General features: G+C 37.3%; 10 protein-coding genes. 2 read left to right on the plus strand and 8 right to left on the minus strand.

What is annotated here, in order from left to right:
• Positions 1 to 161: 161 nt before the first annotated feature.
• From GSQ74_RS09690 to GSQ74_RS09725, 8 genes are all read right to left on the minus strand, one after another.
• A complete protein-coding gene (locus GSQ74_RS09690) occupies positions 162 to 893 on the minus strand; it encodes a CDP-alcohol phosphatidyltransferase family protein (RefSeq protein ID WP_254060846.1) in 732 nt (243 codons plus the stop codon).
• Between the two features lie 27 nt (positions 894 to 920).
• Positions 921 to 3,476 carry a DUF5686 and carboxypeptidase-like regulatory domain-containing protein gene (locus GSQ74_RS09695; RefSeq protein ID WP_158992611.1) on the minus strand — a complete coding sequence of 852 codons (2,556 nt, stop codon included), beginning with the start codon at positions 3,474 to 3,476 and terminating at the stop codon, positions 921 to 923.
• A 319-nt stretch (positions 3,477 to 3,795) separates the two neighbouring features.
• Entirely contained in the window at positions 3,796 to 4,170 is a 375-nt protein-coding gene (locus GSQ74_RS09700; RefSeq protein ID WP_158992613.1) for a GtrA family protein, read from the minus strand.
• A complete protein-coding gene (locus GSQ74_RS09705) occupies positions 4,170 to 4,625 on the minus strand; it encodes a phosphatidylglycerophosphatase A (RefSeq protein WP_158992615.1) in 456 nt (151 codons plus the stop codon). Before GSQ74_RS09705 ends, GSQ74_RS09700 begins: the two co-directional genes overlap by 1 nt.
• A 3-nt stretch (positions 4,626 to 4,628) precedes the next feature.
• Complete coding sequence (locus tag GSQ74_RS09710) at positions 4,629 to 5,951, minus strand: inositol-3-phosphate synthase (RefSeq protein ID WP_158992617.1); 1,323 nt, start codon at positions 5,949 to 5,951, stop codon at positions 4,629 to 4,631.
• 30 nt (positions 5,952 to 5,981) lie between these two features.
• The gene (locus GSQ74_RS09715; RefSeq protein WP_158992619.1) at positions 5,982 to 6,968 is read right to left on the minus strand and encodes an NAD(P)-dependent oxidoreductase; all 987 of its coding nucleotides are present in this window, start codon (positions 6,966 to 6,968) and stop codon (positions 5,982 to 5,984) included.
• Complete coding sequence (locus GSQ74_RS09720; RefSeq protein ID WP_158992621.1) at positions 6,965 to 8,083, minus strand: GNAT family N-acetyltransferase; 1,119 nt, start codon at positions 8,081 to 8,083, stop codon at positions 6,965 to 6,967. The genes GSQ74_RS09715 and GSQ74_RS09720 overlap by 4 nt, the downstream gene beginning before the upstream one ends.
• On the minus strand, positions 8,080 to 9,285 hold the full coding sequence (locus GSQ74_RS09725; protein WP_158992623.1) for a pyridoxal phosphate-dependent aminotransferase family protein: 1,206 nt from the start codon (positions 9,283 to 9,285) through the stop codon (positions 8,080 to 8,082). The genes GSQ74_RS09720 and GSQ74_RS09725 overlap by 4 nt, the downstream gene beginning before the upstream one ends.
• 345 nt (positions 9,286 to 9,630) lie before the next feature.
• Here GSQ74_RS09725 and GSQ74_RS09730 point away from each other — a divergent pair, with 345 nt between their 5' ends.
• Entirely contained in the window at positions 9,631 to 10,947 is a 1,317-nt protein-coding gene (locus GSQ74_RS09730; protein ID WP_158992625.1) for a TolC family protein, read from the plus strand.
• 2 nt (positions 10,948 to 10,949) lie between these two features.
• Positions 10,950 to 12,098: an efflux RND transporter periplasmic adaptor subunit gene (locus GSQ74_RS09735; protein ID WP_254060847.1), complete on the plus strand. Its 1,149-nt coding sequence runs from the start codon at positions 10,950 to 10,952 to the stop codon at positions 12,096 to 12,098.
• Positions 12,099 to 12,132 lie beyond the last annotated feature (34 nt).

Below are 12,132 nucleotides of genomic sequence, written 5' to 3' on the forward strand. Positions count from 1 at the left end.
AAATTATTAAAAATAAGTATTGTGTAGACTGAATTTAACCGGCTACAATTTTACTAAAGATTTTTTGAAGTATAAATGCTTCGTGTAATTATTGCTAAGATATGATATTTTACAGCGATTGAGGTTCTCAACATGAAAATGATCATATCTAAGCAAGCATGTTAATCTTCTTTGTTGTTTTTTTCCATTTCTTCAATGGATTTTTTTGATCCCATCAACCTGTTGTATGCTGTAATGTTTGTTAATATCGCCATCATAGTTATTGGGATGGTAAATATCGACATGGTTTCAAAAACGTGAAATCTAATACCGGGTACATATAATTTATAGTCGCCGCCCATATATAATGATGCCACACCACATATAATAGCGAAAACACCTAATGTAACTACACGTTCAGGGCGTTGCATTAAGCCACCACTGCATTCAATTCCTAAGCCTTCAGCACGTGCGCGCACGTAGCTAACCATCATTGACCCCATTAGGGCTATAAAAGCGAATATAGAGCTCAGGAAGTAGTGATGTGCAACCAGATAATAACAAATACCCAGGAACATTATTTGTTCGCTATAACGGTCAAGTACTGAATCGTACAAAGCACCAAAGGTCGACTTCATATTACCGAGCCTTGCAACCTGGCCATCCAGCATATCAAATAAGCCGGCAAACAATATTAAAGCGCCTGCCCAGCCAATGTAGGTAAGATCGCCACGGTTGCCTTTTTCTCCACCTATGATAAAAATAACCGCTACGCCAATATTCAACACAAAACCAATGGTTGTTACAGCATTAGGGGTAAGGCCAAGTTTTATTAATACCTTAACAAAAGGATCAATAACTTTGTAGATACCCAGTTGAAGATTTTTCCGTGCGGATGTTTGCTGTTCCATCATTAATTATGCAATGTTAGCTTGTTTTAATTAAAAATCAAATTGAACTAATACACGTATGCCGTATTTAGCAACATCAGGGTTATCCAAATAAGTGAATCGCCTAACAAAGTCTACACGTACAAACTTAAAAATATTTTCAATACCAACACTGGCCTCAATATATGGCGTACTTCCTAATGCGTAAGTAATTGGCCTGCCATCAGGATATAGTGGGTATTGATATAAATTAGAGTGTAAAGCAGGATTATTTTGATCGCTTAAACCACCCCATATTCCCTTAAATGATGCAACCTCGCGCCATTTTAATTTTTTTAATAATGGGATCTTGTTAAAGAAGAAACCCTGGAAATGCTGATCAATATTTATACTCTCATAATGATCACCAACAAACTCCAGGAAGTTCATTAAGTTATATGAGTATAGGTCATATGCATACGTTTGATTCGCCCGGAATATATTTAACAAAGGGTAAGGAACCTGGCCGAATATATGGGCTACTTCAACCCTTACGTCAGCAAATCCAAACTGTGAATTATAAAAGCGTTTGTCAATTTGTGCATGTACTTTTTGATAGGAATAACTGCTGTTAAACACATCCTTAAATCCTTGTGTATAATCAAGTTCGTATACCGGGAAAGCGTTAGGGATTGGTGTACGATATATTTTGCCCTGATAAAATTGCTCACCCGGTGCATAGCGGAATTGTAAATTAGCTTCAGAAGTAGTTAAATCCTGGATATTAGTAGTATTACCATTATCATTTGTTAAAAATGTTAGTGAACCGGCAGGTGTTTGTGTACGGTTAGTGAAAGTTAAGTTATACGAGAAATGACTGTCAAATTCGTGTGTATAATTTAACCTGTAAAACTCGTTGTACAAATACTTATCGTTATTGCCACGTTTGAATGATAACAAGAAGTTGTCTTCCTGTACGAATTGCAGATCTTCGCCCGGTATGGTTACATCCTTCTGATAACTTGCCCGGATATAATCTTGCGGGAATTTATAAATAGACTTATCGTTCAACGAGTAAGTTGCACTTAAGAAATACTTCCACTTTTCATCTTTAAAACCGTAAGCAGCGTAAGTTTCAAAATAATACCTCGTGCTTAATTGCGGCGTGGTACGGCCTCCTAAACGCAGTCTGAAACCCTCAACCGGGTTAAAGCTGTAAAAAGTATTGGCGGGCCCAACCTCAAACCATCCAAAGCCTTTGTAACCTGCTAGTAATAAGGTGGCTATATCGGTAAGGCGTTTAAACGACGGCATGTTTCTTAAGCTATCGGTGTTTTTATAAACTTTTGATTCAGCAGTAGTTAAAGTATCCAAACGATTTTGACTCCAGTACTGATCACTCTGACTTGAAGAGTTCTCAAGCTCTGTAACCTCATTACCCGCATAAGTACTATCGGGCTGGGGGGCATTTACTTTATAATCGCTAAATGTTATTGTTCGGGTTCCATACAAACCGCCATCCTTATTTTTATTGAAACCAAAATCAGCAATCATGCTGTTTTTACTTAAGTGATAACGGCCGTCAGGGTTTTTTTCAAACGTGAGATCAACATTCAAATCCTTTACAAAATTCAAGTTGATGTTTTTATTAGCATATAGCCTGGCTTTTTGTACCGCGTAGTTGCCATCAAGGGTAATATATATTTTACCCATGAATAATAAATCGGTGGTATTGCGTGGGGTAAAACTTAATTCAACCACTTTTTTGCCATCAACAACTAACGTATCGGTAATAAAATATTTATAAAAAGTTGGCCCGCTGGCAGCAATAGGGCTAAGGAAGTTATTGGTCATTAAAAATATGCTGTTTTGATATATATCAATATCGGCATACATATGTTTAAAATATTGGCTAATACCGTTTGCATCCAAGGCTGCGCCAAAATCTACTTTCTTTTGAGCTAATATATTTGTTTTTGTTTTAGACGGGTTTTTACGGTAATAAACCTGTGATAATTTTTCGTCGAGATAAACCGGTAATAAAGATTTACCGGGTACAGTTGTACTGTCGCGATTATCAATAATGAATTTATATTTTTGAAAGAATTTTTTATCCGAAAATGTAGTGGAAACGTTGGCAAATGAAAATGCCATTTTATCATATTCTTTGTACTGCACGTAATCATATGAAGTGGGGCGGTTCTGCGGCTTATGGTCAATAACCTCGCGGATCAGTTCAACAGCAGGGTTACCTTTATTACGATATTTTGGTTTTTTGCCAGCTTTTATCGTCACGGTATTAAGCTGCTGTGCTTGTGGAAACAGCCTGACATTTACAACCTGTGTTTGGCCTGCTACGATAGGTAAAGTAGCATCTTTATAGCCAACAAATGATATTTTTATATGGTCAAATGTTTGTGTGGTGCTTATGCTGAATTTTCCATGGCTATCAGTGTTAGCACCTATAGAACTACCTGCAAATAAAACAGTTACATAGGATAACGGTTTTTTAGTACTTGCATCGTTTACCGTACCACTCACAACAGTAGTTTGCGCCAACAAAGTGTTGGTAAGTAGTAGAGCAAATGCTAATAATGAAAATTTCTTTAGTAAATATTTATAATCCATGTATTTTATGCAAGTGAACAAACCAGTTTTTGTTTTACAAATGGTATTATTAAGTGATATAGTTAACAATCCATTACAATAAGCGTTTTTTAATTTAATGCACTATTAAAGAGCATGTTTGAGTTACGTTTTTACTTAACTCAAAGTTTTATATTATAGTATCAAATCAAATACTGATTGCTGTGCTGCAAAGTTAATTAATCGTTTGATTAATTTTATATGTGAAAAGCAATAAGTTGTCAGTTAATGTAGTTTAAAGGTAAAAAAATGTGGATCGCTATTTGTTGACCTATATTTTTTATTGTTATATGCTTGTAGATTAAGCAAATACGAATTTTTTTTGTAGCATGTAGTTATACCCTACACCAACAATAATGGCTACTATTATTTTTGATATAAAATAACTAATGCCGCAATAGTGTGTTACAACAAATACACCAAAGGTGGTTAACAGCATGTTGCCGCCCCATATTATTAAATATTTGATAAGCTGGGCATGTACTTTTTTATCGCGGCCATCAAAAACCCATCGCCTGCCAAGTGCAAAATTTGTAACTCCGCCAACAAATGTGCCTGCAAAGCTGGCAGCGACGTACCAAACTCCAAAAAACTCTTTGCAAACTATGGTAGTAAGAAAATCGAAAAATGTAGAAATAATTGAAGAGGCTTGCGCCTTGATAAAAGTGGTTGACATTAAAATAATTTAAATGCTACAACGGCTTGTAGCAATATGTTAGTATAAACACCTGCCAACATGTCATCGGCCATTACGCCCCATCCTCCGTTAAAATGTTCCATTTCCTTTATAAAAAGGGGCTTTCTGATATCGAAGAACCGGAAAAGTATTAATGCACATAACACATATGTTACATTCACTGGCAAAAAAAGTAAACTAAAGCACATACCTGCAACCTCGTCAATTACCACACGTTGGTGGTCTTTGCCCCAAAGGGGCTCAACTTTATTCCCTGCCCAAACACCTAAGATGGTGATAAGCAAAGTAATTATTACAGATAATATAGCGGGTGGATAACCACCAGCCCAGGCGAAATACCAGCAAATACAACACGCAACAGCTGCTACTGTTCCGGCGCCTTTGCCAATATAACCTATGCCAAGGCTGGTGGCACTCAGTTTAAAAAACAACATTTACTATAAAGTATCAACCAATTCCTGGTAGTAATCTAAACCCAGGTGAGTGATCAAATCTTCGCCCATCATGTGGCGTAAAGTGTTTTGTAGTTTCATTAATTGCTTGAAAATATCATTTTCAGCAGGCAGGCCTGGTGCTGTTTGTGGCGATTTTAAGTAGAATGATAACCATTCCTGAATACCGCTCATTTCAGCTCTCTTAGCCAAATCGATAAATAAAGCAAGATCTAATGCAATTGGTGCTGCTAAAATAGAATCGCGGCAAAGGAAATTGATTTTGATTTGCATTTTGTAGCCTAACCAGCCAAAAATATCGATGTTATCCCAGCTTTCTTTATTATCGCCGTGTGGCGGATAGTAGTTGATACGTATTTTGTGATACAGATCGCCGTATAATTCAGGATTTTTTTCAGGTTGAAGAATGTCTTCTAATACACCTAATTTTGAAACTTCTTTTGTTTTAAAATTATCCGGATCATCCAAAACTAAACCATCACGGTTACCTAATATGTTGGTAGAGAACCAGCCCGAAACACCTAATGAACGTGCAGCCAAACCTGGTGCAAGTATAGTTTTCATTAAAGTTTGGCCTGTTTTAAAGTCTTTACCTGCAATTGGGGTATTTGTTTGTTTAGCAAGTTCAACCAAAGCAGGGGTGTCAACAGTTAAGTTAGGAGCACCGTTTACATAAGGTATGCCCATTTTTAATGCTGCATAAGCATATATCATACTTGGTGATATTAACTTATCATCATCTAACAATGCTTGCTCAAAAGCAGCAACAGTTTGGTGTATAGCTGAGGTTTCGTAATAGATCTCAGTTGATCCGCACCAGATTAGAACAATACGATCGCAATCATTTTTTGCTTTAAAGTCTTTAATATCCTGCATTACCTGTTGAGCAAGCTCATAACGGGTACCTGTTTTAACGTGGGTAGCAGTAAGGTTTTTAGCATAGTTTTGGTCAAAAGCAGCCTTCATTGGCACAATTGCTTCTAATCCGTCTTTTACTTTATTTAACAAGCCTTCTTCAAGTACCTTAGCATGCATTGCAGCCTCGTATACGTTATCTGAGTATACATCCCATCCACCAAAAACAATATCGTTAAGGTCGGCAATTGGCACAAACTCTTTAATCTTTGGGTTACGGTTTTCCGTTCTCTTACCTAAACGAATGTTTCCCATTTGAGTTAGGGAACCTACTGGTTGTGATATTCCTTTTTTTACAGCCTCAACACCGGCAATCAGTGTAGTAGCTACCGCGCCTAATCCTGGTATTAATATTCCCAGTTTTCCTTTGGCAGGTTGAATGTTACTTTTCATTTACTTTGTTTTATGTTAACTTATTTGTAGCTAAAGCCATTTATTTGTTTTGTACCAGTTAAGTGTTTCAGTTAAGCCGGCATCGAGGTTAAACAGGGGATAATAACCGAGGTCGTATTTAGCTTTGTCTATTTCACAAGACCAATTGACGGCCATTAATTCCAGCAATTTTTCGGAATTGAGTACAGCTGCTTTGCTGCTCAAAGAACCGACTTTTTCTGATATCAAAGCGATTAATTTCACAAAATTTACAGGGAGATGAAACTTTACGGTTTTCAAATTTAGCACATTTTTGGCAATTGTAGCTAATTCATAGCGGTTATAAAAGTTGCCATCGCTTAAATTATAAGTGTTCTGGTTGCTGATATAGAGTGCTTTAATGGCTACCGCTGCCAGATCTTTAACGTAAATAAAGCTTAGCTTTTGTTCCGTGTGGCCTATATAAGGCTCAATTCCCGCTTTTAACTGTTTGAAAAAAATAAAGATGTCTTTATCTCTGGGGCCATATATAGCCGTAGGCCTTAGAATAGTATAGTTTAATGAAGTAATGCTTTTTAGCTTTTCTTCGGCTAAAAGCTTGCTTTTGCCATAAGCTGTAATAGGATTTGGCGGGGTCTCCTCCGTAATTATTCCTGATAAGGTATTAAGGGGGCCCACTGCTGCAAGGCTGCTTATTAATACGAAGGATTTTAAATTTATATCCGTTGCCTTTGCCGCTGCTGCCAGGTTAAAAGTATACTCTGCATTAACGGTATTGTATTCGTCGGCGGTTCTGGCGGTGGTAACACCGGCGGCATGTATAATATAATCGTATTGTTTCTCTTTTAATTCCTTTTTTAGGGCGATAAGGTTGCCTAAATCAGGGTAAGTATAGGTAATGTCGAAGTGTTTAAGATGATCGATCTTGCTGGTTTTACGTACCGCTACATACACATCCAGACTACTGCGCAGTGCTTCTTCAATCAGATGATAACCCACAAAACCACTTGCACCGGTTATTAAAACCCGCCTTTTCATATATCTTTTTCGTAAAGCCTGTATTTTTTATACGGATCGCCTTTTATGGCGATGATGGCATTGTTTATAAGCACATTGTTTTCAAGCGTCCATCCGGCTTCGGCGCATTTAAAGCCGCGTTCCTTGTATCGTTTAATAATAGTGCCATACAAGCAAGCCTCGATACCCGTTTTACGGTAACCCTCAACTACGCCCAAGGCGTAAATGCGTATGCGTGATATTTTCTTTTTGTTAAGCAATAGTTTGAAGATACCTGTTGGCAGCAACCGGCCACGTTTAATAGTTTTAAATATTTGGTTATAATCAGGCAGTGCCAATCCGAAGCCAACTATTTTACCTTCCTTCTCTGCTATTAAGCAAAAATCAGGATCAAGTATTAGCTTAAGATCTTTGGCAAGGTAATCAAACTCATCATCGTTCATTGGAACGAAGCCGGTGTTTTGATCCCAGGCTGTATTATATACCTCCCGCAATTTAATGGTTTCATTCTTGAAATCTTTAAGGTTAACATTGCGGATAACAATATTGTTACGTTTTAAGCGCTCCTGTAGGGTGTTTAATAACCTTACCGATTTATCATCATAATTTTGGCCTTCCCAATTCCATGATATTAGGTCGATCTGTTTTTGATAGCCTTGTTTTTCTACCAGATTGATATAATAGGGCGCGTTATAGGTATCCATTAAAACCGGTGAACTGTCAAACCCTTCAACCAATAAGCCGCAAGGCTCATTAGTTGAAAAGTTTACCGGGCCGATAATTTTTTGGGTTACACCTTTTTCTTGAAGCCAGTTTTTAACGGTACTAAAAAGCTCAGCTGCTACAGCATCGTCATCAATACAATCAAAAAAACCAAAGAACCCATCATTGCGCTTATTAAACTCATTATGGGCATTGTTTAAAATAGCGGCAATGCGGCCTGCTATTTTGCCATCTTTATAAGCTATAAAAGTTTGTAATGAGTTGTGTTTGTGGAAAGGGTGCTTAGTTAGCAGATCCCTTTGAGCGATGAATAATTCCGGAACGTAGTATGGATCGTTTTTATATAGATCGTGGGGAAAATCTATAAAATCTGTCAGCTCTTTTTTTGAGCTGACAGGAATTATTTCAATCATATTTTTTCTTTAACAGCGGTTACGCCTACTTCTTTAAACGCTTTAATTATCTTTTCAATTGCTTCATCAATTTGCTCAAATGTATGAGTTGCCATTAATGAGAAACGCAGTAAAGATGAATCAGAAGGTACAGCAGGAGAAACAACCGGATTTACAAAAATGCCTGCTTCCTGCAGATATTTTGTAACCAGGAAAGTTTTATCGTTATCACGAACATAAATAGGCAATATCGGGCTTTCAGTAGGGCCAAGGTCAAAACCCTCGTCCAATAAAAGTTTCATTGCATAATTTGTGTTATCCCAAAGTTTTTGGATACGTTCAGGCTCTGATTCAATAATATCCAGAGCTGCAATAACACTGGCTACAGAAGCCGGTGTCATACTTGCGCTAAACATTAATGAGCGTGCACGATGTTTTAAATAATCAATAGTTATAGCATCAGCAGCAATAAAACCACCTAATGAAGCTAATGATTTACTGAATGTACCCATTATCAGGTCAACATCATCAGTAAGGCCAAAATGCGAGGCAGTACCTGCGCCTTTATGCCCGATAACACCCAGGCTATGGGCATCATCCACCATAATATTAGCGCCGTATTTCTTAGATAGCTCAACAATTTCAGGTAATTTAACAATATCACCTTCCATGCTGAATATACCATCAACTACAATAAGTTTAACAGCTTCTTCCGGCAAAATGCTAAGCTTGCGCTCAAGATCTGCCATGTTGTTGTGCGCGTATTTTATTACTTTTGAAAATGAAAGGCGACTACCATCAATTAATGATGCGTGGTCATATTCGTCTAAAATAAGATAATCATTACGGCCTGTAATGCAAGATAGTACACCAAGATTTACCTGGAAACCCGTACTGAAAAGTACTGCAGCTTCTTTGCCAACATAAGCGGCTAATCTGTTTTCTAATTCAATGTGAATGTCAAGTGTGCCATTCAAAAATCTTGACCCCGCACAACCTGTACCATATTTATCAATTGCCTTTTTTGAAGCTTCTTTGATCTTCGGATGACTTGTTAAGCCTAAATATGAATTTGAGCCAAACATAAGCACCCTTTTATGATCGATCATCACCTCAGTGTCCTGTCCTGACTCAATTGGCCTGAAATAAGGATATAGCCCCTTTTCCCGGATCGCGTTTGCATCCTGAAACTGAGCAATTTTTTCCTGTAGCTTTTTAACCATGTATTAACCCTGCTTAAATTTTTTGTAAAAATACCATGAATAAGTTTATAACCTAAATTTAGTGTGTAATTTTTTTTAACACTAAGTTTTTGCACTATTATTCATACTCGGCAAATTAATTAATTTTTTTATAAATATGGTATCACTATTTTTCATTTTGTTGTAAAAACATTAATGCACACTGTAAATAGTGTTGTTTTTATAATCAAACGGTAATTTTTTTTATGTCTGGTTTACGTATTGGATATAAAAATAAAATAATTAATCTAACTTTCGTATATTCCCCAATATCAAAACAAAACCTAAATTGATTTGGTTGAAATAGTTGTAAGCCAGTTCTAATATATGAAAAAAATCTATCTACTTGTCATAGTTAATTTAACATTCTGTTTACCTAAAGTTGTTTTTGCCCAATCATCTAGCGACACTGTAGTTACGTTAAAACAGTGTATTGGGTTTGCATTACGCAATCAACCGGTGCTCCGCCAGGCCGAAATTGACGAGCAAATTAATGAAAGAAACATCCGAATATCACTTGCAGATTGGTTGCCTCAGCTTAATTCATCAAATGAATATTTACATTATTTTAAAGGCAGCCCGGTTACAAGCGCTAATCCGGCAGTAGTTTCTCCGATCAATGAATATTCCAGCTTAGGCTTGCAAGCCAGCCAGGTTATATATAATAATGATGTTTTACTGGCTGCCAAATCAGCTAAATATTCACGCTTATATTACAAACAGAATACCGTAAGCAGCCAGATAAATGTGGTATCGGATGTTAGTAAAGCCTTTTTTGATGTGCTGTTATCAGAAAAGCAACTGGATATATTAAATGAGGATATAATAAGATTGCAACGTAGTTTAAAGGATGCCTATAATCGTTACCTGGCTGGTGTTGTTGATAAAACAGATTATAAACAGGCAACTATAGCATTAAATAATTCAATTGCAACCCGGAAGCAAACGCAGGAGGCTATAAAAAGTAAATCAGCTTACCTGAAACAAATTATGGGTATAGGTGCCGATAAAAATTTATTGTTAAGTTATGATTCAACCCATTACGTAAGTGAGGCTAGTATTGATACCAACCAGCAATTAAATTATAATAACCGTATTGAATACCAATTGCTGCAAACATCAAAAAGCCTGCAAAACTTAAATGCCCAATATTATAAGTGGAGTTTTCTGCCTTCAATATCAGCAGTTGGGGCTTATGACCTGATTTATTTAAATACAAAATTTTCAAACTTGTACAATAACAACTATCCAAGTTTATATGCCGGGCTTACCTTATCATTCCCAATTTTTACCGGAACTAAACGCTTGCAAAATTTAAGTAAAGCCAGGTTGCAGGTTGATCGTGCCGACCTGGATGTTGTAAACTCGGTGAATACTATTAATACAGAGTATGTGCAGGCTCTTGCAGATTATAAAAGCAACTACACCAACTGGCAGTTATTGAATCAGAATGTTAGCCTTGCTAAAGATGTATATAAGGTAGTAAGTCTGCAATATCGGGAGGGGATAAAAACATATCTTGATGTTATTGTGGCGCAATCTGATTTGCGTACTGCCGAATTAAATTATTATAATGCGTTATTCCAGGTGCTATCCAGCAAAATAGATCTTGAAAAAGCATTAGGTATACTTACTGTACAATAACTATGAATTATCACTATATGAAGCACAAATATATATTACTAATAAGTCCGTTAGCCGTGCTGTTTTTTTCGGCATGCCATCAAAGTGGTGCAAAAAGTACAGCATTACCACCAACACCTGTATATGTTGCTGAAGCAAAAACTGCCGACGCTGTTTATTACGATCCCTACCAGGGCTCGGTAGTAGCGCTAAACTCAGTAGAGCTACGCAGCCAGGTGGCAGGTTTTATTACGGCTATTTATTTTAAGGAGGGCGATGTTGTACAAAAAGGTGCACCATTATACGAAATAGACCGCCGAAAATATGTTGCTGCTTATGATCAGGCAGTGGCTAATTTGGCCAGCGCTAAGGCAAACCTGGTTAAGGATCAAAAGGATATTGACAGGTACACCATGCTGCTTAAAAACGATGCGGTTGCCCGCCAAACTGTTGACCAAGCCCAGGCGGCTTACGAATCAGGGAAAGCAAATGTTCAGGTAGCTAATGCTGCGGTACTATCAGCCAAAACAGATCTTTCCTATGCTACTATAGCAGCGCCTTTTACCGGCAGGATAGGCATATCTCAGGTTAGGTTAGGTTCTGAGGTTAGCATCGGTACTACATTATTAAATACCATATCAAGCGAGCATCCAATTGGTGTTGATGTTGTGGTAAATGAACAAGATATCAGTAGGTTTTATGCCTATCAAAAACATGCTACCGATTCAACTTTTAAGTTGCAATTATCAGATGGAACCACATATAACAAACCCGGGAAAATTTTAACTATTGACAGGGGCGTAAACAACGGAACCGGTACGATAACAGTTCGTGTGCAGTTTAGCAATGATGATGATTTACTTAAAGATGGTATGAGCTGCGTGTTAATGGTGCTTAATAGTGCATCAGGAGAACGTTTGCAAATCCCTTACAAATCGGTTTCGGAGCAGATGGGTGAGTATTTTGTTTTTGTATCGCAGGATACTATTGCCATAGAGCATAAGGTAAAATTAGGCCCACGCATAGGTAATGATGTAGTTATTTTATCAGGGTTGGAACAAGGTGATAAGGTAATAACCGATGGGTTTCAGCGCCTGCGCGATAAAGGTAAAATAACCCTTGGCAAACCGGGAGCGGCCGGTGCTAGTGGCAGTACAGGAGCAGCAAAATAAGCAGCTATAATAAATTAATAACACTGAACTAATC

This window comes from Mucilaginibacter sp. L196 (assembly GCF_009765905.1).
In the GTDB taxonomy this organism is placed as follows: Bacteria; Bacteroidota; Bacteroidia; order Sphingobacteriales; family Sphingobacteriaceae; genus Mucilaginibacter.

Coding starts and splice junctions, on each gene's coding strand:
- GSQ74_RS09690 (WP_254060846.1), bottom strand. CDS start 893: ATGATGGAACAGCAAACATCCGCACGGAAAAATCTTCAACTGGGTATC.
- GSQ74_RS09695 (WP_158992611.1), bottom strand. CDS start 3,476: ATGGATTATAAATATTTACTAAAGAAATTTTCATTATTAGCATTTGCT.
- GSQ74_RS09700 (WP_158992613.1), bottom strand. CDS start 4,170: ATGTCAACCACTTTTATCAAGGCGCAAGCCTCTTCAATTATTTCTACA.
- GSQ74_RS09705 (WP_158992615.1), bottom strand. CDS start 4,625: ATGTTGTTTTTTAAACTGAGTGCCACCAGCCTTGGCATAGGTTATATT.
- GSQ74_RS09710 (WP_158992617.1), bottom strand. CDS start 5,951: ATGAAAAGTAACATTCAACCTGCCAAAGGAAAACTGGGAATATTAATA.
- GSQ74_RS09715 (WP_158992619.1), bottom strand. CDS start 6,968: ATGAAAAGGCGGGTTTTAATAACCGGTGCAAGTGGTTTTGTGGGTTAT.
- GSQ74_RS09720 (WP_158992621.1), bottom strand. CDS start 8,083: ATGATTGAAATAATTCCTGTCAGCTCAAAAAAAGAGCTGACAGATTTT.
- GSQ74_RS09725 (WP_158992623.1), bottom strand. CDS start 9,285: ATGGTTAAAAAGCTACAGGAAAAAATTGCTCAGTTTCAGGATGCAAAC.
- GSQ74_RS09730 (WP_158992625.1), top strand. CDS start 9,631: ATGAAAAAAATCTATCTACTTGTCATAGTTAATTTAACATTCTGTTTA.
- GSQ74_RS09735 (WP_254060847.1), top strand. CDS start 10,950: ATGAATTATCACTATATGAAGCACAAATATATATTACTAATAAGTCCG.